The organism is Enterobacter sp. JJBC, from assembly GCF_036936505.1.
Classification (GTDB): Bacteria; Pseudomonadota; Gammaproteobacteria; order Enterobacterales; family Enterobacteriaceae; genus Enterobacter; species Enterobacter hormaechei_C.
The window spans coordinates 1,181,327-1,206,775 of the sequence record NZ_CP136935.1 but is presented as its reverse complement, the minus strand read 5'-3'; the positions used below and the strand labels follow the sequence as shown (position 1 = coordinate 1,206,775).

Here is a 25,449-nt window from a genome sequence, read left to right as displayed (position 1 = left end):
TTCATCGTTTTTATTATACCGAAGTGACCTTCGGCTACGCCGATTGTCGCTCAAAGTAACCATCACTGCCAATACTATTGCGCAAGATGGTGCTATTTTTTAGACAAACGTCAGGCGTATGCTGCTGGCATGAATCGTCTGTCGTAAGAAGGATAGCCATGACTCCCGCCGTTAAATTACTCGAAAAAAACAAAATTTCTTTCCGGATCCACACCTACGATCACGATCCGAACGAAACCAACTTTGGTGATGAAGTGGTGCGCAAGCTGGGGCTGAACGCGGACCAGGTCTACAAAACGCTGCTGGTCGCGGTGAACGGCGATATGAAGCACCTCGCCGTAGCAGTAACGCCCGTCGCCGGACAGCTTGATCTGAAGAAAGTGGCCAAAGCGCTGGGAGCGAAAAAGGTCGATATGGCAGACCCGATGGTTGCGCAACGCACAACGGGTTATCTGGTCGGCGGGATCAGCCCGCTCGGTCAGAAAAAGCGTCTGCCCACGCTGATCGATGCGCCTTCGCAAGAATTTGAAACGATCTATATTTCTGGCGGCAAACGCGGGCTGGATATCGAACTGTCCGCAGGCGATCTGGCGAAAATGCTGGACGCGAAATTTGCGGATATTGCGCGCCGGGATTGAGAAAATTGCCCGGTGGCGCTGCGAGGTAAAAGCAAAACGGTAACAGGCGTTACCGTTTTTTGTGTTCGCGCCCTCTCCCGGTGGGAGAGGGTTGGGGTGAGGGCATCAGGCAGCACAACACTACTGCCAGCTCACCTCACCTTTCGGCTCATACGCGTTCACGTCAATCGGTGAATTTTGCTGGATAAACTGCTTCAACACTTCCGCATCAATAAACCCGGTATTTACATAGCCCGGTTTGTTATCGATATGCGGATAGCCGTCGCCGCCGGTGGCGTTAAAGCTTAACGTTGCCAGGCGGTAGGTTTTCGCCGTATCAACCGGTTCGCCTTTGATTTTGAGATCGTTGAGCTTACCGTCCTTCGCGACGAAGCTGACGTTAGCAAACTGCGGATACGCCCCGGAATCTGGCTTCATCTGCGCCACGGCGGTCAGGTAGTCAATCACCTCCTTCCCGCTCATGTCCGCATAGACCACCACGTTGCCAAACGGCTGCACTTTGAGCACGTCTTTATAGGTGATGTCTCCGCCTTCGATGGAGTCACGAATACCGCCGCCGCTCATCACGGCGAAATCCGCATTCGTGCGCGCCATCTGCGCGGCCAGCACCAGACGCCCCATGTTGGTCTGCACGAAGCGGACTTTGCTGCGGTCCCCTTCCAGTCGTCCGTTAAGCGTGCCAATCTTCACGTCCAGCTGCGCTTTCCCTTTGCTCTGGAACGGCGTCAGCAGAGAGAGCATCTGCTGGTTTTCAGCGATCTCTGGCGTGTAGAGTACCCGCTCGCTTTTGCCGTCCGGGTAGGTCACTTTCTTCTTCAGGTTGACCGGGATGAGCTGATAGTGCACCAGCTTCATCTCGCCGTTACGGAATTCGAAATCCGCGCGGCCAACGTATTTACCCCACTCGTGGGCCTGTACAATCCAGATCCCGTTCTGACGATCCGGCGCGCACGGCGTGCCGGGCACATAATCTACCTGCTTTTTATTCTCAGAAGCCATGCAGACCGGATCCTGCGAATGACCGCCCACAATCATCGCCAGCGAGCCCGCTGGAAGGCTGCGCGCCATCTCCACGTCGCCCGGCGCGTTAGAGCCGTGCTGACCGTTATCGTAATGCCCCATGTGGGTGGTCGCGATAATCACATCCGGTTTTTCATTCTGCTGCAACTCCTGGATCACCAGCTTCGCTTCGTCCGCCGGTTTACGGAATTCGATGTCGGTGAAAAATTCAGGGTTGCCAATTTTGGCCGTATCGTCGGTGGTTAAGCCGATGACCGCGATCTTCAGATCCTGACGCTTGAACAGCGCCCACGGTTTAAACAAGCGCTCGCCGGTGCTTTTCTGATAAATATTGGCGGAAAGGAACGGGAATTTGGACCACTTCTCCTGCTGGCGCAACACGCTCAGCGGATTATCAAACTCGTGGTTTCCGACCGCCATCGCGTCGTAACCAATTAAATTCATGCCGCGGAAATCAGGCTCGGCATCCTGCAAATCAGATTCCGGTACGCCGGTATTAATATCCCCGCCCGACAGCAACAGCACGCTGCCGCCCTGGGCCGCGACCTCTTTACGAATGCCGTCCACCAGCGTTTTTTGCGCCGCCAGGCCATATTCACCGTATTCGCTGCGCCAGAAATGGCCGTGATGATCGTTAGTATGCAGAATGGTAATTTTATAGGTTTTATCTTTTTCATACGCCTGCGCGGGCAGGCTTGTTAGCCCCCATGCGGCGATGAGCGCCAGCGCGACGCCACGCTTCATTAACTTCATCTTCTCTCTCCCTGACCCATAGACAAACGCAAAAATTACAGTGACTCACAAGAATAGACAAATAAGTTTTCAGAATTGCGACTTTCTTCAAATGTCACGGACGGGTATGTTAGTCGGATAATAATTACTCCCTGCATCTCTAATAACAAATCGACGTGGTATTTATGGCAATCAGTGAATCAACCCAGCCCGTCCAGGGCGCTCCGGCGTCGCCGCCGAAATCGCGCACTTCCTTTAAAGTATTAGGCGCAATCAGTCTCTCTCATCTGCTCAACGACATGATCCAGTCGCTGATTCTGGCGATCTACCCGCTGTTGCAGTCTGAGTTCTCATTAACCTTCGTGCAGATCGGGATGATCACCCTGACCTTCCAGCTGGCCTCTTCGCTGCTACAGCCGGTGGTGGGCTATTGGACGGACAAATACCCGATGCCATGGTCGCTGCCCATTGGGATGTGCTTCACCCTGAGCGGGCTGGTGCTGCTGGCCATGGCGGGCAGCTTTGAGGCGGTACTGGTTGCCGCGGCGCTGGTGGGAACCGGTTCATCGGTGTTCCATCCGGAATCGTCCCGCGTGGCGCGTATGGCCTCCGGCGGACGCCACGGGCTGGCGCAGTCTCTGTTCCAGGTGGGGGGGAACTTTGGTAGCTCCCTCGGTCCTCTGCTGGCGGCGGTGATTATCGCGCCCTACGGTAAAGGCAACGTGGCGTGGTTTGTGCTGGCCGCGCTGCTGGCGATTGTCGTCCTGGCGCAAATCAGCCGCTGGTATGCCGCGCAGCATCGCGTAAATAAGGGAAAACCTGCCGCGAAGATAACCAACCCCCTTCCGCGCAATAAGGTGATCCTTGCCGTCAGCGTGCTGCTGGTGCTGATTTTCTCGAAATATTTTTATATGGCGAGCATCAGCAGCTATTACACCTTCTATCTGATGCAAAAATTCGGATTATCGGTACAAAACGCCCAGTTCCACCTCTTTGCCTTCCTGTTTGCGGTGGCGGCAGGTACGGTGATTGGCGGCCCTGTGGGGGATAAAATCGGACGTAAGTATGTGATTTGGGGCTCTATCCTCGGCGTTGCACCGTTTACGCTTGTTTTACCCTACGCAACGCTGGAATGGACCGGAATATTGACGGTGATTATTGGTTTTATTCTCGCGTCGGCGTTTTCAGCCATTCTGGTCTATGCGCAGGAACTGCTGCCGGGACGTATCGGTATGGTTTCCGGCCTCTTTTTCGGTTTTGCCTTTGGCATGGGCGGCCTTGGCGCAGCCGTGTTAGGGATGGTTGCAGACCACACCAGCATCTTCCTGGTCTATAAAATCTGCGCTTTCCTGCCACTTCTGGGGATGTTGACCATATTCCTGCCTGACAACCGTCATAAAGCGTAACTTCACGGCTGCCAAAGTTAAACTTTGGCAGCCGGATAACCTGATGTCATAAGGCTTTCCTCTCCCTCCCCTCAGCAAATTTATCAAAATCTGCCTTTTTTCATGCTTATTGCCTTTTTATTGTGTTTTCAATAATTATTCATAAACATAAGCGTAAAAATTGTCATAAACTATTAATCGGCTTTTTGGTATTTGCACCAAAAATGGATCACCCACCGCAAAAGGAGACGGAATGCACCACGCCACACCGCTTATCACCACCATTGTTGGTGGACTTGTGCTCGCTTTTATTCTCGGCATGATTGCCAATAAACTGCGTATTTCGCCCCTGGTAGGCTATTTGCTGGCGGGCGTGCTGGCAGGGCCCTTTACGCCGGGTTTTGTCGCAGATACCAAACTGGCGCCTGAGCTGGCGGAATTAGGCGTGATCCTGCTGATGTTTGGCGTCGGGCTGCATTTTTCCCTGAAGGATCTGATGGCGGTAAAGTCGATCGCCATACCGGGAGCGATCGCCCAGATAGGGGTGGCGACGCTGCTGGGCATGGCGCTTTCGGCGGTGCTGGGCTGGTCAATCATGACCGGTATCGTATTTGGGCTGTGTCTTTCAACCGCCAGTACCGTGGTGCTGCTGCGCGCGCTTGAAGAGAGGCAGCTGATAGACAGCCAGCGCGGGCAAATCGCGATAGGCTGGCTGATTGTTGAAGATCTGGTAATGGTGTTGACGCTGGTTCTGCTGCCCGCCGTCGCCGGGATGATGGAAAAAGAGAATATCGGCTTCGCCTCGCTGGCACTAGATATGAGCATTACCATCGGTAAGGTTGTGGCGTTTATCGCCATCATGATGCTGGTGGGCCGCCGTCTGGTGCCGTGGATCATGTCCCGCAGCGCCGCCACGGGCTCGCGTGAACTGTTCACGCTTTCAGTCCTTGCGCTGGCGCTGGGCATTGCCTTTGGCGCCGTCGAGCTGTTTGACGTCTCCTTTGCGCTGGGCGCGTTCTTCGCCGGGATGGTGCTGAACGAGTCCGAGCTGAGCCACCGCGCCGCGCACGATACCCTGCCGCTACGTGATGCATTCGCGGTGCTGTTCTTCGTCTCCGTCGGGATGCTGTTCGACCCGTTGATCCTCATCCAGCAGCCGCTGGCCGTGCTGGGTACGCTGGCAATCATCATCTTTGGTAAGTCCGTTGCCGCCTTCTTCCTGGTGCGGATGTTCGGTCACTCGCCGCGCACGGCGCTGACCATCGCCGCCAGCCTGGCGCAGATTGGCGAGTTCGCCTTTATTCTTGCCGGTCTGGGGATGGCCCTGAACCTGCTGCCACAGGCTGGGCAAAATCTGGTGCTGGCGGGGGCGATCCTCTCCATCATGTTGAACCCGGTATTGTTTGCCCTGCTGGAGAAATATCTCGAGAAGACCGAAACCCTCGACGAGCTGACGCTGGAAGAGGCGACAGAAGAAGAGAAACAGATCCCGGTGGATATCTGCAACCACGCGCTGCTGGTCGGTTTTGGCCGCGTCGGCAGCCTGCTGGGTGAAAAACTGATGGCTCAGGGCATTCCACTTGTAGTGATTGAAACGTCACGCACCCGCGTCGACGAACTTCGCGAGCGCGGCATCCGCGCGGTGCTGGGCAACGCGGCTAACGAAGAGATTATGAATCTGGCGCATCTGGACTGCGCTCGCTGGCTGCTGCTCACTATCCCGAACGGTTACGAGGCTGGCGAGATTGTCGCCACAGCCCGTGAAAAATGCCCGCATATCGAAATCATTGCCCGCGCCCATTATGATGACGAAGTGGAGTACATCACCGAGCGCGGCGCGAATCAGGTGGTGATGGGTGAGCGTGAGATTGCGAATACGATGCTGACAATGCTGACGAAACCGCCGGTTGAAGAGGCAGTAACGGGGTAAGTTTTGTGCTGCCTGATGCCCTCACCCTGACCCTCTCCCGCAGGGAGAGGGAACAAACACTAAAAACGGCAACCACAGGTTGCCGTTTTACTTTTACCTGTCCCAATAAGCCTCTTCGAGGCTGTCTTCCCGTTCCGGCAGCCCCCGCGTTAAGCGCGGAGAATGCTGGTTCAGCACCTGATAACTCACGCGGTTCGCGTACTTACACACCTGCGCCAGCGAGGAATAGGTCAGCCAGTCGAAGGTATGTTTGCTGGAATTCGGCACGTTGGTTTTGTGGTAGGCGTTGGCGGTAATGTCGTGCAGCAGCGCGGCCAGCGCGCCGTCGCCCGCGCCGTTAGTGTTCATGATCTTCTCAGGGCCACCCATATACGGTGCGATGTGAGAGAAGATACGCAGCGGGTTGATGCAGTCTTTATGACGCATAGCGCGGCTGAACTCATACTGGTTAAATTCGGCGATTGCACCCGGCAGCAGCGGGTGCTGGGTTTTACGCTTGCTCTCTTCTTCCGTGAAGCCCGCCATGTACAGCCCGACCGGCCCGGCGGTGCAGAGCACCAGGTCCACCCAGTCCAGCGCCTTATCAGACGCTAGCAGCGGATCGCTTTCGCCGGTCAGCGCTTCGGCTTCTTCTTCATTCATCGCCAGAATCGAGACGTGTTCTTTCAGGAAGGCCTGCCACCACTCCGGGTTGTCGGCAATGACGAATTTGGTGCCCAGCGTCAGAACCACAGGCACGTTGTATTTCTTCGCGTACTCAATTGCCTTCATGGTTGCGTCCGGCATTGGTTCGCCCGGCTTGCAGCGCACCAGATAGGAGGTCAGTGCCAGCGCAGACGCGCCCGCGATCACCTCTTCCGGGATACTTTCAGCGCGCAGCTTATTCATATGGCCGGGGCTGATGGCAAAGGTACGCTCGCCGGAATCGCTTATCAGCGTAAAGCAGCGGCCAATCGGCCCGTCAACGCCCTGTAAATAGTTCAGATCGGTGCGGCTGGAGGTATTGCACAGGTAGCGGTAGGCGTAGCCACCGATTTCGATATTGCTGCACATCACGCCAAGCAGCACCGAGCGGTCGTCTGCCAGTACGGAGTAGTTGTGCATGGTGTTGCCGATAGTGCCGCCGGCAAACTGGTGGGTGATAAGATTTTCGCGCACCAGCTCCTGATACAGCGCTTCAGCAACGTCATCCTCAATCACCAGCGAGTGCCCGGCGCTCAGACCGTAACGTGCGACAAACGCATCATCCACTTTGGCTTCAATGTCCACCAGCGTCTGATCGATACCGACCACCCAGGCAGCGCTGGTTTCGCTTTCCTGCTGAATTTGCTGTAACAGCGGATCGCGGGCATCGACAGGGAAATAGTGTTTGGACTTACGTTTACCGGGAAATTTCATGGTCTGAACTGTGCAAAGAATACGGGCCGGGAATGGTAGCACAAACCCGGCCCGTAACGCGATCAGCGGCGGGTGGTGACCAGTGACACCATCATGTCGATGTGTTCAGGGGAGTCGTTAAGCGCAGGAATATATTCGTATTTCGTTCCGCCCGCCTCCATAAAGAACTCTTTGTTCTGGACGGCAATTTCTTCCAGCGTCTCCAGACAGTCTGCCGAGAAGCCCGGCGACATCACCTGAATGTGCTTCACGCCCTTCTCGCCCAGCATTTTTAGCGTTTCATCAGTATACGGGGTCAGCCAAGGTTCACGGCCGAAGCGCGACTGGAAGGTCATCATCACCTTCTCAGGCGGCAGGCCGAGGGCGGAGACCAGCTCGCGGGTGGTATCGCGGCAACGCTGGGGGTAATCGTCCCCTTCGTTCGCGAAACGCTGCGGAATACCGTGATAGGAGAGCAGCAGCAGATCCGGCTCGCCGTGTTTTTCAAACGACGCGCGCACGCTGCTGGCAAGCGCCTGAATGTACAGCTCGTTATCGGCGTAGTCGCGGATAAAGGTGATACCCGGTATACGGCGGCGGGTCGCCAGAATGCGCCCCAGTTCGTCCCAGACGGCAGCTACCGTGGAGCACGAATACTGCGGATATAGAGCCAGCACCACAATGTGTTCAACGCCCTGCGCCAGCAGAGAGTCAACGGCGCTTTCCAGGGACGGCTTACCGTAGCTCATGCCGAGCGCAACGGGCATGTCCGGCAGGCGGGCGGCCAGCGCCTTCTCCTGACGACGGCTGTACACCATCAGCGGCGAGCCCTCTTCCATCCACACGGACTGATAGAGCTTTGCCACACGCGGGGAACGAATCGGCAGAATGACGCCACGCAGCAGTGGCCACCACAGCAGTCTTGGGGTATCCACGACGCGCGTGTCGCTTAAAAATTGTCGCAGGTAGCGTTTTACCGCCGCTGGAGTAGGTGCTTCTGGGGTGCCCAGATTGGCAAGCAGGATGCCGGTTTTCGCCTGACTCATTCACGCCTCTTAACCATTTGATAGGCTGTCAATTGTAGCGGAAATGCGTTTAAACGAAACCCATTGCTGCAATAGGTGAGATGAGAATTTTTCTCACCCGGGGCTCCGGGTGAGAGAGGTGCGCTTAGCCGAGAATTTTTTCCAGCTCTGCACGTACGTCAGCCACGGCTTTGGTGCCGTCCACTTTCGCGTATTTGGTGTTACCCGCCTGCGCTTCTTTGGTGTAGTAGCCGATCAGCGGTGCGGTCATCTGATGGTATTCCACCAGGCGTTTACGCACGGTTTCTTCCTGATCGTCTTTACGGGTGGTCAGCTCTTCGCCGGTCACGTCGTCTTTGCCTTCAACCTTAGGTGGGTTGAATTTAATGTGGTAAACGCGGCCAGAAGCAGCGTGTACGCGACGGCCAACGATACGGTCAACGATCAGCTCGTCCGGTACGTCGAACTCCAGCACGTAATCCACGTTGATGCCCGCTTCTTTCATGGCGTCAGCCTGAGGAATGGTGCGCGGGAAGCCGTCCAGCAGGAAACCATTGCGGCAGTCTTCCTGAGCAATGCGCTCTTTTACCAGCGCGATAACCAGTTCGTCGGTCACCAGCTTGCCTGCGTCCATGATGTCTTTAGCTTGTTTGCCCAGCTCGGAGCCAGATTTAACAGCGGCACGCAGCATGTCACCAGTAGAGATTTGCGGAATACCGTATTTCTCCATGATGAACTGAGCCTGAGTTCCCTTACCCGCGCCCGGAGCGCCAAGCAGAATAATACGCATTGCGAAAATCCCCTCAAATGTCGATTCAATTTTTCAAAAGCGCTAAACAATACCACCAGAACGGGTATCGCTCAAGGAAGGCGGGGAGGCTGAAACGGTTAATGAGGGGAGATAATTTGGGAGAGTGCGGTCTGGTGCCCTCATCCCGGCCCTCTCCCACGGGGAGAGGGAGAAGACCAGGGGAGACGTGGTCAGTTACGCCAGTAGCAGCGCATTCACACGTTTAATGAACAGGTTAGGATCTTCCAGCGTACCGCGCTCGGCCAGCAGGGACTGATCCAGCAGCAGTTCAACCCACTCCGCAAAGCGGGCGTCGTCCTGGGTATCCGCCGCGCGTTTCACCAGCGGATGATCAGGATTAAGCTCAAAGATATATTTCACTTCCGGCACGGCCTGGCCCGCCGCAGCGAACAGTTTCGCCATCTGGGTGCTCATTTCGTCCGCATCGGTGGTGACAATGGCTGGCGTATCGGTCAGACGGTGCGTGAAGCGCACCTCTTTCACGCGGTCACCCAGCAGGGTTTTCACGCGCTCAATGAACGGCTCCAGCGCCTTCTCGGCTTCTTTCGCGCTTTCGTCCACTTCATCCGCCAGCTTATCGATAGACTCGTCAGCTTTGGCAACGGACTGGAACGCCTTACCGTCGAACTCGGTCAGGTAGTTCATCATCCATTCGTCGATGCGGTCTGACAGCAGCAGCACTTCGATGCCTTTCTTACGCAGCAGCTCCAGGTGCGGGCTGCTGTTCGCTGCCGCATAGCTGTCGGCGGTGATGTAGTAGATCTTCTCCTGCCCTTCTTTCATGCGGGAGACGTACTCTTCCAGCGACACGGTCTGGGCGGAGGAGTCGTTGTGCGTAGAGGCGAAGCGCAGCAGTTTAGCGATAGCTTCCACGTTCGCGGTGTCTTCCGCCGGACCTTCTTTCAGCACCAGGCCAAACTGTTTCCAGAAGGTCTGGTATTTTTCCGCATCGTCCTTCGCCAGTTTTTCCAGCATCTGCAACGCACGTTTGGTCAGGGCGTTACGCAGGTTACGGGTGACGGTGCTGTCCTGAAGGATTTCACGCGAGACGTTCAGCGGCAGGTCGTTGGAATCAATCAGGCCGCGCACAAAGCGCAGATAGTTCGGCATGAACTGCTCGGCGTCGTCCATGATGAACACGCGCTGCACGTACAGCTTCAGGCCATGCTTGTGATCGCGGTTCCACATGTCCCAGGGCGCCTGTGCCGGGATGTACAGCAGGCTGGTGTACTCCTGCTTACCTTCCACACGGTTGTGGCTCCAGGTCAGCGGGTCGGTAAAGTCGTGGGCGATGTGCTTGTAGAATTCGTTGTACTCGTCGTCTTTAATTTCAGCTTTGTTACGCGTCCACAGCGCCTGCGCCTTGTTGATTTTCTCCCAGGAAACCACGGTTTCGCCGTCTTTCTCTTCCTGTTTTTCAATCTCAACCGGCAGCGCGATGTGGTCGGAATACTTGCTGATGATGGAGCGTACGCGCCAGTCGTTCAGGAAATCGTCTTCGCCTTCACGCAGGTGCAGGGTGATTTCGGTGCCGCGATCCGCTTTGGTGATGTCATCAACGGTGTACTCGCCTTCCCCTTTGGATTCCCACAGCACGCCGTTCTCGGCGCTGTCGCCCGCGGCGCGGGTGCGCACGGTGACTTTGTCCGCCACGATGAACGCCGAGTAGAAGCCTACGCCGAACTGACCAATCAGCTGGCTGTCTTTCGCCTGGTCAGAGCCCATGGACTCAAGGAACGCTTTGGTACCGGATTTGGCGATGGTCCCGAGGTGGTCGATCACCTCGTCGCGGTTCATCCCGATGCCGTTATCGGCAATCGTCAGGGTGCGGTTCTCTTTATTGAACGAGACGCGCACGCGCAGTTCGCCGTCGCCTTCATACAGATCCGGGTTAGACAGCGCGCGGAAGCGCAGCTTGTCCGCCGCATCGGAGGCGTTGGAAATCAGCTCACGCAGGAAAATTTCTTTGTTGGAATACAGGGAATGGATCATCAGGTGCAGAAGCTGTTTTACTTCTGACTGGAAACCACGGGTTTCTTGTCCTTTCATCTAAGTCGACCTCAACAATGCCATTTAATGGGGTTGTAAAACGTTGAGTGAGAGATGGGGATAAGGGGGGAAATTTTCAAGCGGAGGCCGCGCGCGCAGCCTCCGTTTGGTCAGAAAATAATCTTGTGACGTCCGGCCAGCGAGTGCGACAGCGTGGTGCCGTCGACCATCTCCAGCTCACCGCCGACCGGCACGCCGTGGGCGATGCGGCTGGCGTCAACGCCGTACTGCGCGCACAGTTCGGCGATGTAGTTGGCGGTTGCCTCCCCTTCCACCGTGGGGTTGGTGGCGAGGATCACCTCTTTGATGGTTTCCGACTCCAGGCGCTGCTCCAGACGATCGAGACCGATATCGTCCGGGCCGATGCCGTCCAGCGGGGAGAGATGCCCCATCAGCACAAAATAGCGGCCGGAAAACTGCCCGGTTTGTTCGATGGCGTAGATGTCCGCCGGACTCTCCACCACGCAAATCTGACCGTTTTCCTGACGACGCGGGTTCGTGCAGATGTTGCATACGTCCTGCTCGGTAAAGGTACGGCAATCCGCACAGTGACCAATTTCTGACATGGCGCGGGTCAGAGCCTGCGCCAGGCGCATCCCGCCGCTGCGGTCGCGCTGCAATAGCGTAAACGCCATACGCTGCGCCGACTTCGGGCCAACGCCCGGCAGGCAGCGCAGTGCTTCCATTAACTGCGTGAGCAGCGGACTGGTTTGCATCAGAATGGCATCTTAAAGCCCGGCGGCAGTTGCATACCGCTGGAAACAGAGGCCATTTTCTCTTTCTGGGTTTCGTCGATACGGCGAGCGGCATCGTTAAACGCGGCTGCAACCAGATCTTCCAGCATCTCTTTGTCGTCTTCGAGCAGGCTCGGGTCGATTTCCACGCGACGGCAGTTATGCGCACCGTTGATGGTCACCTTGACCAGACCGGCACCGGATTCACCCGTGACTTCCAGTTGAGCGATCTCTTCCTGCATCTTCTGCATTTTTTCCTGCATCTGCTGAGCCTGCTTCATCAGGCCACCCAGACCGCCTTTTCCACCAAACATAGGCTTCTCTCTTCTTTCACGTTAAGGATTACAACCGTAAGTCAGACTCACGATCAAATGGGGCGAATACTCTCTTCATCCAGATCGGCGTCGAAGAACCGGCGCAGGGTCTGGATGTTGTTATCCGCGATAATCGACTCGCGCGCCTGCGCGAGCTTCTCTTCATAAATCGCCTGTCGCCACTCGAGCGGCGTTTTCACCGCCGGATTATCATCTTCAATGATAGTCAATTCAACCGGCACACCCTGTAATGCGGTAAGCGCCTCGGCCAGCGCCTTTTGCGCGCCTGGGGAGTTGAGGTGCCGCTGGCCAGGGCGCAGGTGCAGACGCACCTGATTACCGTCCTGCTCTTTCCAGGCGTTCAGCGCGACCTGCTCAACCAGCTTCGGCAGCTGAAGTTTGCTGACCTCAGCGGCCCAGGCGTCGCGCTCGATGGACTCTTCCGCGAGCTTCGCGGACAGCTCCGGCGTTTTTTCATGCTCCAGCGCCTTTTTCAGCGCTTTTGGCGTGGCGACCACTTCCTTGACCGTTTCAACAACGGTAGTCGCCTTCCAGCGGTATGCCTCTTCTTTCGCCGGGGCTTTTTGCTCGAGCGCGGACGGTGCCGGACGCGACTGCACGCGCTCCGTTACCGAGGCCAGTCGTTCAAGCGCGGCGTTGTTCACCGGCCGCGCTCTTGCAGGCGCTGCCGGTTCACTCTTTTTTGGTTTGGTTGCTCCCTGCGCACGTTGCAACTGGCTTCGTGCGGCAAGCACCGAACTGGTGGCATCCGACAGCGGCACGTTTTGCGGCGGCGATGCCGGTTGCGGTGGCACCTGCTGCGGTGACATTACCGCGGTCGGCGCAACCGGCGCAAAGGACTGCCGGGGCGTTTCCGGCTCCGGCAATGGCTTGCGCGGATGGAAGGCCAGTGCGCGCAGCATCGTCATTTCAACGCCCATCCGGCGATCCGGTGCAAACGGCAGCTCTTTGCGGCCGATCAGCAGCGTCTGATAATAAAGCTGAACGTCAGCCGGCGGCACGGTGCGCGCAAGTTCACGCATCCGCTGTTCAATGGTCGCCATGTCCGCGCCAATGGCCGACGGAGACAGTTGCAGCATCGCCACGCGGTGCAGCAGGCTGAGCATCTCGACCAGCAGCGCTTCCCACTCAATGCCACGGGCGGCGGCATCGTTGACGAGGGTCATTACCCGCTCACCGTTGGCGGCAATCATCGCTTCAATAAGCGACAGCGCCTGATCGTCATCCAGCGTGCCGAGCATGGTGCTGACCGCGTCGGTGGAGAGTTTACCGTCACCGCTGGCAATCGCCTGGTCGGTCAGGCTCAGCGCATCGCGCAGGCTGCCGTCCGCGGCACGGGCCAGCAGTTGCAGCGCGCGCGGTTCATGGACAATGTTCTCTTCATCGAGGATATGCTCAAGCTGAGCGCGGATCTGCTCAACGTCGAGCGCCTTCAGATGGAATTGCAGGCAGCGTGAGAGGATCGTGACCGGCAGCTTTTGCGGATCGGTGGTCGCCAGCAGGAATTTGACATGCGCAGGCGGCTCTTCCAGCGTTTTCAGCAGGGCGTTGAAGCTGTGGCGCGACAGCATGTGCACTTCATCGATCAGATAGACCTTGAAGCGGCCGCGCGCCGGGGCGTACTGCACGTTGTCGAGCAGATCGCGGGTGTCTTCCACTTTGGTGCGCGAGGCGGCGTCGATCTCAATCAGATCGACAAAACGCCCCTGCTCGATCTCACGACAGTTGTCGCACACGCCGCACGGGGTGGCGGTGATCCCGGTTTCGCAGTTCAGACCTTTTGCCAGCAGACGGGCAATAGAGGTTTTACCGACGCCGCGGGTGCCGGAAAAAAGATAGGCGTGATGGATGCGACCTAGCGACAAGCCGTTCGCCAGGGCCGTCAGCACATGTTCCTGACCGACAACGTCAGCAAAGGTTTGTGGTCGCCATTTACGGGCTAACACCTGATAACTCATGGGCAGGCTCTGCAACGCTGGAAGGTGAATTAATGGAGGGGAATGCTATCACAACCTCACCCATTGAGCGAGGTTGTGAGATATGGGATTAATGTCCCGGGAATGGCACCAAGCTGTAGCTGGTAATACCCTGTTTTTCCAGACGCTGCTCGCCGCCGAGATCGAACAGGTTGATGATGAATGCCGCGTCGGTCACTTCCCCGCCCAGACGACGGATCAGCTTCACAGTCGCTTCGATGGTGCCGCCGGTTGCCAGCAGATCGTCCACCACCAGCACTTTGTCGCCTGGCTTGATGGCATCAACGTGAATTTCCAGCTGATCGGTGCCGTATTCCAGCTCATAGCTCTCAGCAATGGTTTCACGCGGCAGTTTGCGCGGCTTACGCACCGGCACAAAACCCACGCCCATCGCCAGCGCAACCGGTGCGCCAAACAGGAAGCCACGGGCTTCAGTACCTACTACTTTGGTGATCCCGGCGTTTTTATAACGCTCAACCAGCAGTTCAATGCTGAGGGCGTACGCTTTCGGGTCTTCCAGCAAGCTGGTGACATCGCGGAAAAGAATGCCAGGTTTTGGATAGTCCTGGATACTTTTGATGCTATTTTTCAGATATTCAAGCTGCTGTGCAGTTGCGGTCATCGGTTTGTGCCTAAATGAAACAGTGTTACTCACGGCGCGCGACGAGTCGGTCAAAGTAACAGTTGTTTAACCTTTGACCAGGCGCACCTGTGCTCGAAAACGGTCGAATTTACTGGCTGTGCGCCATAATTGCAACCGCCATGATGAGGCTTCAGTGCTTTTGTTGCTTTTCATCAACCACGGGGATCCGCCACATAAAGAGCAGCAGGCTAACCAGGATCGCCAGCAGCAGAATGCGCACCCACATCATTTTCACCAGCCATAACGAGACGGCGAAGGTGATCAGGATGAAGGCAATGGCGCGCGGCTTGGCCCCGGGCGGCATAGCCCGGTGTTTTTGCCAGTGCCGCAGGTAGCCGCCGAACCACGAGCGGTACAGAAGCCAGTGGTGAAAACGCGGCGACGAGCGGGCGAAGCACCAGGCGGCCAACAGGATAAACGGGGTGGTCGGCAGCAAGGGCAAAACCACACCCAGCGTACCCAGCACTACCGCGAGCCAGCCAATGATGATTAAAATAGTACGCTGCATAATGCGAATCGTTATCAAACTGAACGGCTACTTTACCACTGGAGAGCGCCTTGAAAACAGCACTGCTTCTTGAGAGGCTGCAAAATCAGCTGATCGCGCTGCGGGCGCAGGCCACACCGCTGATGGGCCACGCCACGCTGAAACCGCGCTTTGACTGGCAGCTCTTCCGCACCCGCAGCACCGTCATTCAGGATTACCTTGCTGAAGCGCAGACCAACCTCGACGAGCTTCGCCACGCGGTTGAGAGTGAACAGCAGGAACAGGTCGCGTGGCTTGCGGAGCATCTTACCGAGCAGATCACCGCCCTGCACCGGGAAATTGCCGCCTGGCCGCTACGGGCGTGGGACAGCGCCTCGCCGGGACTGGGAAAATGGCAGCGCAAGCGGCTGGAGAACCAGGAGTTTGAGCGCCGTCTGTTTGAGATGAAGCGTGAGCGCGAAGCCCGCCTGAACACCAGCGAAACGCTGGAAGAGCAGCAGTTATTAATGCGTGAAATCAGCGCGCTGGAAGGCCGCATCGTCCGCTGCCGTCAGGCGCTGGATGAGATTGAACGCGTCATTGAACGCCTGACCCGTTAACAGGAGCCGCGGATGTCACTGGAAAAAGCCCCCGATGAGGTCAAACTGGCCGTCGATTTAATTATGCTGCTGGAGAATCATGCGATCCCGGCTGAGACGGTGCTGAAAGCGCTGGAGATTGTGCGGCGGGATTTTGAGGGGAAACTTCCCCCTCACCCTGCCCTCTCCCCAGAGGGGAGAAGGAAATAATTCAGGCAGGAGTCGGGTCGTCCCCCTTAATTTCGCGCTTCACTTCCGTATGCTCGTCACCTTTCTCGTTACGCAGGTGCACTTCAAGCTGGTTGAAGGCGATATTAATGTTGTTTTCACGACACAGACGGTCAATGGTGCGGTTCAGCTCATCGACGGTGTAGCTGCGATCGCGCAGTTCACGTACGTACAGGCGCAGCTCATGATCCAGCGTGCTTGGCCCGAAGGTGGTGAAGAACACGTCAGGCGCAGGATCGTGCATCACTTTAGGATGTGATTTCGCGGCTTCCAGCAGGACCTCTTTCACTTTATCCAGATCTGAACCGTAGGCCACCCCGAGTCGGATCACCACGCGGGTGGTGGTATCCGAGAGCGACCAGTTGATCAGGCGCTCGGTCACAAAGGCTTTGTTCGGGATGATCACCTCTTTACGATCGAAGTCGGTAATGGTGGTCGCACGGATGCGGATCTTGCTGACGGTCCCGGAGAAGGTGCCGATGGTGACGGTATCGCCGATACGCACCGGACGTTCGAACAGGATAATCAGGCCAGAGACAAAGTTACCAAAGATCTCCTGCAAGCCGAAGCCGAGACCCACCGACAACGCTGCCGCCAGCCACTGGAGTTTATCCCACGAGACGCCCAGCGAACCGAATACCGTCATCGCCCCAACAATAATAATGACGTAGTTCAGGATGGTAGTAATGGCGTACGACGCCCCCTGACGCAGGTTCAGTCTTGAGAGCACCAGCACTTCCAGCAGACCCGGCAGGTTGCGGATCAACGCCCAGGCAACCACTGACGACACCAGCGCAAAGAGCAGGCTGCCCATGGTGACGCTTTTCATTACCGCAGCGCCCGCTTCGGTACCGTTGTATTGCCAGAGCGTGATACTGTCGAGGTAGGCGAAGACGGTAATTAAATCAGACCAGATGGCCCAGAACATCACCGCAAACAGGGCGATCATCACCAGCATGGTAATACGCATCGTTTGCTGGTTGACCTGCTCCAGGGCGATAGTCGGCTCTTCCTGCGGCTCTGCCCCTTCAGCCCCCTCTTTCACCTGATGCTGCCGACGGGCAACAGCACGACGATACGCGATGCGGCGCGCCGCTACGCTCAAACCACGCAGCACGGTCTGGAACAGCAGGTTCCACAAAATCACCAGATAAACCGTTTCGATCCAGCGGCCTGACAGACGCAGCGTGGTATAGAAGTAACCCGTCGCCGTCAGCACCATCAGCGCCAGCGGAATGATCGCCAGCACCGTTACGGTAACCAGACGAAGATTATGGGACTCTTTATCCCGCCAGCTGTCGCGGCACATCGGCCACATAAGGACGGCAATCAGCAGCAGGTTCAGCATAATCACCAGTTGCCCCAGTACGTCATCCATCAGATGCAGCGGCGAAAGCTCGGCCACAACTGACCAGAAGTGCAGCGGCAGCAGCGCGAGGCTGATGCGTACAATCTGGCGACGCCAGTGGCTGGTGAGTTTTTCCGGCATGTTGAAGTGGCGGACGGCGACGCCATCTTTTTCCAGCACTTTCCAGCACAGGCCAAACACCAGCCAGAACAGCGCCAGCTTCTTGCTGAACGCCCACAGCAGATCGCTGATATTCAACTGCATGGTCAGCAGGATCAGGCCCACGGCGAGTATCAACAGGCAGACCGGCAGAGCACGGATCAGATCGATCAGGATCGCTTTCGGGGTGTGCAGCTGGCTGTCGTTACGCAGTTGCCCCACTTCCGAGGCCAGCTTCGCCTGGTACTGTTTCAGCCATTTCAAACGCCAGCGTATTACGCCAGCGATGAGCAGCAAAGGCAGTCCCGCCAGGAAGGCAATCATTACCGCAGGCCAGGCTTTCTCCCAGTTCACGGTAATTTTCATGCTTTTTATCTGGGATTTCAGCGTTTCCGGGAAAGATTTAAACCAGTCCCAGTCCATGGGTTTATTGCTGTTCACCCAGAAAATCTGCTGGGTCAGGATCTCCTGGAGGCTTTTAGAAACGCTCACCAGCTGCTGCTGGTTGATTTGCAGGTTAATCGCCATCATCAACTGGTTGCCCAGCTGCTTGTTGAGCTGATCGAGCAGTTCGCGGCGCATGTCCACCACCTGCAACAGCGCGTCGTGAACTTCAGCGTTCACTTCACCTGAATGGCCCTCTTCCACTTTGGCAACGAAGGTATCGCTCTGGAATAGCGCATCGCGCTGCTGGTTGACGTCAAACTGTTCAAGACGCAAATCCGCAATGCGATTGGTCATGTCTTCCAGCTCGTCGGCGGACGGCAGCGTCTGCTGTTGCTGGTAGAGAATGCGCGACAGCAGCAGGCTGCCCTTCAGGACGGCAATCTGCTCCTTGACGTTACGCTCGGCCTGCAACGCGCGATCCAGCCAGTTTTTGACCTTGATATTCTGCTGTACCAGCGCGCTGCCGTTTTCAGTCGCCTGGATCAGACGTTCGCTCAGCTGGTGGTTAATCTCCAGCTCCTGCTTCACCAGCGGGTTGGCCTGAATACGCGCCGTCTCGTCTGGCGAGACCGCTTCCTGGGCCGTTTTTTCAGTCAGGGTCAGGCGCTTGCTGTTTACCGCTTCCTGCAACAGCTGAAGTTGATGCTCAAGCCGGTTGATATTCGCGGTCACGTAGTCACGCTGTTTTTGCAGCGCATCCTGTAGCACCGTGTTGCCTTCCAGGCTCTTACGCTGCTGTTCAATCTCCGCGTTTAGCAGCGTCTGCTGGATATTCAGCAGCGTTTGCTGGGTGGGGCGAAGCGCCCCTTCCCCAACGGTGACGCCATTCAGACGGTTACGTATCTGCTGTAGCTGTTGCGATGCGGAGTACATGGCGTTCTGCACGCGCTCAGGCTGGGTTTGCAGCGAAACCAGCTGGCTGTTATAGGTTGAGAGATCGGACTGCGCCGTTTGCAGATCGTCCAGCAGCTGCGCCACGCGCGACTCAAGCTGGCGCAACGACAGCGTGGCAAGCGTTTTTCGGGTTTCATCGTCGTTGTCGACGTCGCTGAGCGCATTCAGCGCCTCCGTAGCCTTACGCATGTTTTCCGGCGCCTGAGCGACCTTCTGCCTCAGCTGGGCCGTTTCGGCTTTGATGCGCTCTATCTTGTCCAGCGTTTCCAGGGTTTCCGTCAGGTCCTGCTGAACAAGTTTTTCCAGGGCGGACAGATCTTTCTGCTTATTCAGGGTGTCGAGTTGCGCCTGAACATCAGCACGCGTGGGAATGTCACTGCCGTTGTCTGCACGGGCCCAGGAAAGCGGCGCGGCTGCAAAGTAAAACAGCAGGATCAAAAACAGGGCCAGAACAGGATGTTGCGAGCGATTGGTGTGCAGCATAGTTGTGAATGTGATGTGAGAAATGACCGGAAATAGTCGGGCATGAAGAATATCACGCCCGGCTGAAGCAGAATAGTACGACGGAAAGGGTCTACGATTTTTCCCGTACCCGATCAGGCAGAACGGGGGTGATGCTTACTTTGAAGGGTCGGACAGAGCAGGCACATCTCAAGAAAAATGTCGACATAGCTGCGCGCCTCTGATCTGAGATCGAACGACTCCGGAGCAAAAAGCCAGTTTTCCATCAGGCCGGAAATATAGCTGCGCATCAGGATCGCCGCCCGGCGGGTGAGTAAGGTGGCAGGAAGCATTTTGGCCTGCATGCACTCCGTGAGGACCTGTTCGATGCGATCGTAGCTTTCCAGACACAGGTCGCGTTGCGCCTGCTGAACCACCGCCATTTCGCCAACGAACTCACATTTATGGAAGATGATTTCCATCATCAGACGGCGGCGCTCTTCAACAACTGTCGCTTCAAGGATATATACTAGAATTTCTCTTAACACAGAGAGTGGATCGTGAGGGAATTTTGCCCGATACTCACTCTCAAGATCGCTAATGCTGGACTCTGAAAGCTCCCAGATTTCACCAAACAGATCGGACTTGTCTTTGAAATGCCAGTAAATCGCTCCCCGCGTGACGCCCGCGGCCTGAGCAATCTGTGCCAGCGAGGTTGCCGAAACACCCTGCTGTGAGAACAAACGCATTGCCACATCCAGAATGTGTTGTCGGGTTTCCAGCGCTTGTTGTTTGGTTTTTCGTGCCATACGTTGATGAATTTACAGGAGTCAGATTTACATACATTTATGAATGTATGTACCATAGCATGACGATAATATAAACGCAGCAATGGGTTTTTAGACTCAGGCCCCTTGATCAATTTGAAATCGGACACTCGAGGTTTACATATGAACAAAAACAGAGGGTTAACGCCTCTGGCGGTCGTTCTGATGCTCTCAGGCAGCTTAGCGCTTACAGGATGTGACGACAAAGAGGCTCAACAAGGAGCTCAGCAGGTGCCAGAAGTTGGCGTCGTGACGCTCAAATCCGAACCTCTCCAGATGACAACAGAACTACCGGGCCGCACCAGCGCCTATCGCATTGCGGAAGTGCGTCCGCAGGTAAGCGGTATCATCCTGAAACGTAACTTCACCGAAGGCGGTGATGTCAAGGCAGGTGAGTCTCTGTATCAGATTGATCCAGCAACCTACCAGGCGTCTTATGAGAGCGCTAAAGGCGATCTGGCGAAAGCAGAAGCGGCAGCCAAAATTTCGCAGCTGACGTTGAATCGTTACAAGAAGCTGCTCGGCACGCAGTACATCAGCCAACAGGATTATGATTCAGCCCTGGCCGATGCGCAGCAAGCCAACGCGGCCGTTGTGGCGGCGAAAGCGGCGGTAGAAACCGCGCGTATTAACCTGGCCTACACCAAAGTGACCTCCCCTATCAGCGGTCGCATTGGTAAATCTGCCGTCACCGAAGGTGCACTGGTGCAAAACGGTCAGACCAACGCACTGGCCACCGTGCAGCAGCTTGACCCGATCTATGTTGACGTTACCCAGTCCAGCAACGATTTCCTGCGTCTCAAACAGGAGCTGGCAAGCGGTCAACTGAAACAGGAAAACGGTAAAGCCAAGGTTGAACTGGTTACCAACGACGGTATCGAGTTCTCGCAGACCGGTACACTCGAATTTTCTGATGTGACCGTCGATCAGACCACCGGCTCAATCACCATCCGGGCCATTTTCCCTAATCCGGATAAAACCCTGCTGCCGGGTATGTTCGTACGCGCCCGTCTTGAGGAAGGGACTAACCCAAGCGCCATTCTGGTTCCTCAGCAGGGTGTGACCCGTACGCCACGCGGCGATGCGAGCGCGCTGGTTGTGGGTGCCGATAACAAAGTCGAAATGCGCAATATCACTGCAACGCAGGCGATTGGCGATAAGTGGCTGGTGACGGAAGGTCTTAAAGATGGCGATCGCGTGATTATTACTGGTTTGCAAAAAGTTCGTCCTGGCGCACAGGTCAAAGCGCAGGAAGTGAAATCTGACGACAAACAACAAGCGTCGGCCGCTGGCCAGTCAGAACAAACCAAGTCTTAACTTAAACAGGAGCCGTTAAGACATGCCTAATTTCTTTATCGATCGCCCCATATTTGCGTGGGTGATCGCCATTATCATCATGCTGGCCGGGGGACTTGCGATCCTGAAGCTGCCTGTTGCGCAATATCCAACGATTGCGCCACCGGCAGTAACGATCTCCGCAACCTACCCGGGCGCTGATGCGAAAACGGTGCAGGATACCGTTACGCAGGTTATCGAACAGAACATGAACGGTATCGATAACCTGATGTACATGTCCTCAAACAGTGACTCAACCGGTACGGTTCAGATCACCCTGACCTTTGAATCCGGTACGGATGCGGACATTGCGCAGGTTCAGGTGCAGAACAAATTGCAGCTGGCGATGCCTCTGCTGCCGCAGGAAGTACAACAGCAGGGCGTGAGCGTCGAGAAATCGTCCAGTAGCTTCCTGATGGTTGTCGGCGTGATCAACACCAACGGCACCATGACGCAGGAGGATATTTCCGACTACGTGGGCGCCAACATGAAGGACGCCATCAGCCGTACGTCAGGTGTGGGTGACGTTCAGCTGTTTGGTTCCCAGTACGCCATGCGTATCTGGATGGATCCGAATAAACTGAACAACTTCCAGCTGACGCCGGTTGACGTGATTAACGCCATTAAAGCGCAGAACGCCCAGGTGGCAGCCGGTCAGTTAGGCGGTACGCCGCCGGTCAAGGGCCAGCAGCTTAACGCCTCGATCATCGCGCAAACCCGTCTGACCTCCGCGGATGAGTTCAGCAAAATTCTGCTGAAAGTGAATCAGGACGGTTCGCAGGTTCGCCTGCGTGACGTAGCGAAAGTGGAGCTGGGCGGCGAGAACTACGACGTTATCGCGAAGTTCAACGGCAAGCCGGCATCTGGTCTGGGTATCAAACTGGCGACCGGCGCTAACGCCCTGGACACCGCGACGGCTATTCGTGCAGAGCTGAAGAAGATGGAACCGTTCTTCCCGTCAGGTCTGAAAATCGTTTATCCGTATGACACTACGCCGTTCGTAAAAATTTCGATTCACGAAGTGGTAAAAACCCTGGTTGAGGCGATCATCCTCGTCTTCCTGGTAATGTACCTGTTCCTGCAAAACTTCCGCGCGACGCTGATCCCAACCATCGCCGTACCGGTTGTATTGCTTGGGACCTTCGCGGTTCTGGCGATATTTGGCTACTCGATAAACACCCTGACGATGTTCGGGATGGTGCTCGCCATCGGCCTGCTGGTGGATGACGCCATCGTGGTGGTCGAAAACGTCGAGCGTGTGATGGCGGAAGAAGGCCTGCCGCCGAAGGAAGCAACCCGTAAATCTATGGGCCAGATCCAGGGCGCGCTGGTCGGTATCGCGATGGTACTGTCCGCGGTGTTTATCCCGATGGCCTTCTTTGGCGGCTCTACCGGTGCGATTTACCGTCAGTTCTCCATCACCATCGTTTCGGCGATGGCGCTGTCGGTACTGGTTGCGCTGATCCTGACGCCAGCCCTGTGCGCGACGATGCTGAAGCCGATTCAGAAAGGCGGACACGGCGAGCATAAAGGGTTCTTCGGCTGGTTCAACCGCATGTTTGATAAGAGCACGCACCACTACACCGACAGCGTGGGTAACATCCTGCGCAGCACCGGTCGTTACCTGCTGCTCTATATCATCATCGTGGTGGGGATGGCTTTCCTGTTTGTTCGTCTGCCAAGCTCGTTCCTGCCAGATGAAGACCAGGGCGTGTTCCTGAGTATGGCGCAGCTTCCGGCCGGTGCGACGCAAGAGCGTACGCAGAAAGTGCTGGATGAGATGACCGACTACTTCCTGACCAAAGAGAAAGACAACGTCGAATCCGTGTTTGCGGTTAACGGCTTTGGCTTCGCGGGTCGTGGTCAGAACACCGGTATCGCCTTCGTTTCTCTGAAAGACTGGTCTGAACGTCCAGGTGCAGAGAACAAGGTAGAAGCCATTACCGGCCGCGCGATGGGCACCTTCTCACAGATTAAAGATGCGATGGTCTTTGCCTTTAACCTGCCAGCGATTGTTGAACTGGGTACGGCGACCGGCTTCGACTTCCAGCTGATTGACCAGGGCGGTCTGGGCCACGAAAAACTGACGCAGGCGCGTAACCAGCTGTTTGGCGAGGTGGCAAAACACCCTGACCTGCTGGTGGGCGTACGTCCTAACGGTCTGGAAGATACGCCGCAGTACAAGATCGATATCGACCAGGAAAAAGCGCAGGCGCTGGGTGTTTCCATCAGTGACATTAATACCACGCTGGGCGCCGCCTGGGGCGGTAGCTACGTTAACGACTTCATCGACCGTGGTCGCGTGAAGAAAGTGTACGTCATGTCCGAAGCGCAGTACCGCATGCTGCCGAACGATATCAACAACTGGTACGTTCGCGGTAGCGATGGCCAGATGGTGCCGTTCTCCGCCTTCTCAACCTCGCGCTGGGAATACGGTTCGCCGCGTCTGGAGCGTTATAACGGCTTGCCATCGATGGAAATCCTCGGTCAGGCAGCGCCAGGCCGAAGCACCGGTGAAGCCATGAACCTGATGGAAGAACTGGCCAGCAAACTACCTGCGGGTATCGGCTACGACTGGACCGGCATGTCCTATCAGGAACGTCTGTCCGGTAACCAGGCCCCTGCCCTGTACGCCATTTCACTGATTGTGGTGTTCCTGTGTCTGGCGGCATTGTATGAGAGCTGGTCGATTCCGTTCTCCGTTATGCTGGTGGTTCCGCTGGGGGTTATCGGTGCACTGCTTGCCGCAACCTTCCGTGGGCTGACCAACGACGTTTACTTCCAGGTGGGCCTGCTGACAACCATTGGCTTGTCGGCGAAGAACGCGATACTCATCGTCGAATTCGCCAAAGATCTGATGGAGAAAGAAGGAAAAGGCCTGATTGAAGCCACGCTGGAAGCCGTTCGTATGCGTTTGCGTCCAATCCTGATGACGTCCCTGGCGTTTATCCTCGGCGTTATGCCGCTGGTTATCAGCTCCGGCGCGGGCTCCGGCGCACAGAACGCGGTAGGTACGGGTGTAATGGGTGGTATGGTCACGGCGACCGTTCTCGCCATCTTCTTCGTACCGGTGTTCTTCGTGGTGGTTCGTCGCCGCTTCAGCCGCAAAAATGAAGATGTTGAGCACAATCATTCGGTAGAACATCACTGATACCGGTTTCACATGATAAAAAGGCCGCATTTGCGGCCTTTTTCATTTTCAGAAAAAATCATAAAATAGACCTATTGCTTTTCTATTTATTTTCTTCTTTTTAAATGAGGCCTGGCATAATAGGCCGATAACTTACACCAGGGACTCAGCCTTCTTTTGTTATCATTTTGCGGCGTAAATTATTCGGACTATTCCTAAGTAACGGAAATTATCTGAAGATATCTGGTTTCGGACTTCACATGAAACTTTGCGCTAACTCAATGAATTTTAAGGAACCGATAAAAAACGGTTTTTTATTTGATTAACGTGGTTGCTGCAAAAGGTACATTTGCGTAAAGGCTCGCACAGTAACGATTTAATTGTAATTTTTCGTAATAGCGCGGTGAAATCTTGATCAGAGTGGCTTATAGTTAGAGTTATCAGGAACACAGCTCCCATGTGGCTAAGCAAGTTGTATCCATCCCGACATGATGTTCGGTGAGTAAAAAATCACTCAGAAGGGGATGCGCTATGGACGAGTACTCGCCAAAAAGGCATGATATCGCGCAGTTGAAATTTCTCTGCGAATCCTTGTACCATGACTGCCTTGCCAATCTTGAAGAAAGTAACCATGGCTGGGTGAACGATCCAACGTCTGCTATCAATTTACAGCTTAACGAGCTGATCGAGCATATCGCCACCTTCGCACTTAATTATAAAATTAAGTACAATGAAGATAATAAGTTGATAGAGCAAATTGATGAATACCTGGACGACACCTTTATGTTGTTCAGCAGCTACGGCATTAACGCACAGGATTTGCAGAAATGGCGTAAATCAGGAAACCGTCTATTTCGCTGCTTCACTAATGTCAGCAGAGCTAATCCGGTTAGTCTTTCCTGTTAAAATTATTACAATTA

General features: G+C 55.7%; 20 protein-coding genes and 1 other annotated feature. Of the genes, 8 read left to right on the top strand and 12 right to left on the bottom strand.

Going from position 1 to position 25,449, the window contains the following annotated elements; translation table 11 throughout:
* Window positions 1–158 precede the first annotated feature (158 nt).
* Window positions 159–638: a Cys-tRNA(Pro)/Cys-tRNA(Cys) deacylase YbaK gene (gene ybaK / locus RY075_RS05770; protein ID WP_003858950.1), complete on the top strand. Its 480-nt coding sequence runs from the start codon at window positions 159–161 to the stop codon at window positions 636–638.
* Window positions 639–758: 120 nt separating this feature from the next.
* On the opposite strand, the gene ushA is transcribed toward ybaK, so the two are convergent.
* The gene (ushA, locus tag RY075_RS05765; protein ID WP_022650509.1) at window positions 759–2,411 is read right to left on the bottom strand and encodes a bifunctional UDP-sugar hydrolase/5'-nucleotidase UshA; all 1,653 of its coding nucleotides are present in this window, start codon (window positions 2,409–2,411) and stop codon (window positions 759–761) included.
* A gap of 164 nt (window positions 2,412–2,575) precedes the next feature.
* Here ushA and RY075_RS05760 point away from each other — a divergent pair, with 164 nt between their 5' ends.
* Both RY075_RS05760 and ybaL read left to right on the top strand, forming a co-directional pair.
* Window positions 2,576–3,796: an MFS transporter gene (locus RY075_RS05760; RefSeq protein ID WP_015571242.1), complete on the top strand. Its 1,221-nt coding sequence runs from the start codon at window positions 2,576–2,578 to the stop codon at window positions 3,794–3,796.
* A gap of 232 nt (window positions 3,797–4,028) precedes the next feature.
* Window positions 4,029–5,705 (top strand): YbaL family putative K(+) efflux transporter, encoded by a 1,677-nt coding sequence (gene ybaL / locus RY075_RS05755; protein ID WP_338628285.1) that lies wholly within the window; start codon window positions 4,029–4,031, stop codon window positions 5,703–5,705.
* A 93-nt stretch (window positions 5,706–5,798) separates the two neighbouring features.
* Here ybaL and RY075_RS05750 read toward each other — a convergent pair whose 3' ends face one another.
* The 9 genes from RY075_RS05750 to RY075_RS05710 form a co-directional block, all read right to left on the bottom strand.
* Entirely contained in the window at window positions 5,799–7,103 is a 1,305-nt protein-coding gene (locus RY075_RS05750) for an inosine/guanosine kinase (protein ID WP_338628283.1), read from the bottom strand.
* A 62-nt stretch (window positions 7,104–7,165) separates the two neighbouring features.
* Complete coding sequence (hemH, locus tag RY075_RS05745) at window positions 7,166–8,128, bottom strand: ferrochelatase (RefSeq protein WP_003858963.1); 963 nt, start codon at window positions 8,126–8,128, stop codon at window positions 7,166–7,168.
* A 124-nt stretch (window positions 8,129–8,252) separates the two neighbouring features.
* Complete coding sequence (gene adk, locus RY075_RS05740) at window positions 8,253–8,897, bottom strand: adenylate kinase (protein ID WP_006809841.1); 645 nt, start codon at window positions 8,895–8,897, stop codon at window positions 8,253–8,255.
* Between the two features lie 195 nt (window positions 8,898–9,092).
* Window positions 9,093–10,967 (bottom strand): molecular chaperone HtpG, encoded by a 1,875-nt coding sequence (gene htpG / locus RY075_RS05735; RefSeq protein ID WP_045343199.1) that lies wholly within the window; start codon window positions 10,965–10,967, stop codon window positions 9,093–9,095.
* A 110-nt stretch (window positions 10,968–11,077) separates the two neighbouring features.
* Entirely contained in the window at window positions 11,078–11,683 is a 606-nt protein-coding gene (gene recR, locus RY075_RS05730) for a recombination mediator RecR (protein ID WP_006809843.1), read from the bottom strand.
* Window positions 11,683–12,015, bottom strand: a complete 333-nt coding sequence (locus RY075_RS05725; protein WP_003858972.1) for a YbaB/EbfC family nucleoid-associated protein — start codon at window positions 12,013–12,015, stop codon at window positions 11,683–11,685. Before RY075_RS05725 ends, recR begins: the two co-directional genes overlap by 1 nt.
* Before the next feature lie 53 nt (window positions 12,016–12,068).
* Window positions 12,069–13,994, bottom strand: a complete 1,926-nt coding sequence (gene dnaX, locus RY075_RS05720) for a DNA polymerase III subunit gamma/tau (RefSeq protein ID WP_109948435.1) — start codon at window positions 13,992–13,994, stop codon at window positions 12,069–12,071.
* Window positions 12,675–12,739, bottom strand: a sequence feature (DnaX frameshifting element). (Overlaps the previous gene by 65 nt.)
* 88 nt (window positions 13,995–14,082) lie before the next feature.
* Entirely contained in the window at window positions 14,083–14,634 is a 552-nt protein-coding gene (gene apt, locus RY075_RS05715; RefSeq protein ID WP_000127359.1) for an adenine phosphoribosyltransferase, read from the bottom strand.
* Window positions 14,635–14,785: 151 nt separating this feature from the next.
* Entirely contained in the window at window positions 14,786–15,163 is a 378-nt protein-coding gene (locus tag RY075_RS05710; protein WP_045346375.1) for a DUF454 family protein, read from the bottom strand.
* Window positions 15,164–15,213: 50 nt separating this feature from the next.
* Between RY075_RS05710 and priC the strand changes: the two genes are divergently transcribed.
* Both priC and rsmS read left to right on the top strand, forming a co-directional pair.
* Entirely contained in the window at window positions 15,214–15,741 is a 528-nt protein-coding gene (gene priC, locus RY075_RS05705) for a primosomal replication protein N'' (protein ID WP_109948434.1), read from the top strand.
* Window positions 15,742–15,753: 12 nt separating this feature from the next.
* Window positions 15,754–15,930, top strand: a complete 177-nt coding sequence (gene rsmS / locus RY075_RS05700) for a pleiotropic regulatory protein RsmS (RefSeq protein WP_045896222.1) — start codon at window positions 15,754–15,756, stop codon at window positions 15,928–15,930.
* A gap of 1 nt (window position 15,931) precedes the next feature.
* Here rsmS and mscK read toward each other — a convergent pair whose 3' ends face one another.
* Window positions 15,932–19,279 carry a mechanosensitive channel MscK gene (gene mscK / locus RY075_RS05695; RefSeq protein WP_023324246.1) on the bottom strand — a complete coding sequence of 1,116 codons (3,348 nt, stop codon included), beginning with the start codon at window positions 19,277–19,279 and terminating at the stop codon, window positions 15,932–15,934.
* 113 nt (window positions 19,280–19,392) lie between these two features.
* Window positions 19,393–20,046 carry a multidrug efflux transporter transcriptional repressor AcrR gene (acrR, locus tag RY075_RS05690; protein ID WP_338628282.1) on the bottom strand — a complete coding sequence of 218 codons (654 nt, stop codon included), beginning with the start codon at window positions 20,044–20,046 and terminating at the stop codon, window positions 19,393–19,395.
* A 141-nt stretch (window positions 20,047–20,187) separates the two neighbouring features.
* Here acrR and acrA point away from each other — a divergent pair, with 141 nt between their 5' ends.
* The 3 genes from acrA (at window position 20,188) to tomB (ending at window position 25,435) form a co-directional block, all read left to right on the top strand.
* On the top strand, window positions 20,188–21,381 hold the full coding sequence (gene acrA / locus RY075_RS05685) for a multidrug efflux RND transporter periplasmic adaptor subunit AcrA (protein ID WP_022650498.1): 1,194 nt from the start codon (window positions 20,188–20,190) through the stop codon (window positions 21,379–21,381).
* A gap of 22 nt (window positions 21,382–21,403) precedes the next feature.
* The gene (gene acrB / locus RY075_RS05680; RefSeq protein ID WP_022650497.1) at window positions 21,404–24,550 is read left to right on the top strand and encodes a multidrug efflux RND transporter permease subunit AcrB; all 3,147 of its coding nucleotides are present in this window, start codon (window positions 21,404–21,406) and stop codon (window positions 24,548–24,550) included.
* Window positions 24,551–25,060: 510 nt separating this feature from the next.
* Window positions 25,061–25,435, top strand: a complete 375-nt coding sequence (tomB, locus tag RY075_RS05675) for an Hha toxicity modulator TomB (RefSeq protein WP_006809850.1) — start codon at window positions 25,061–25,063, stop codon at window positions 25,433–25,435.
* Window positions 25,436–25,449: the final 14 nt, after the last annotated feature.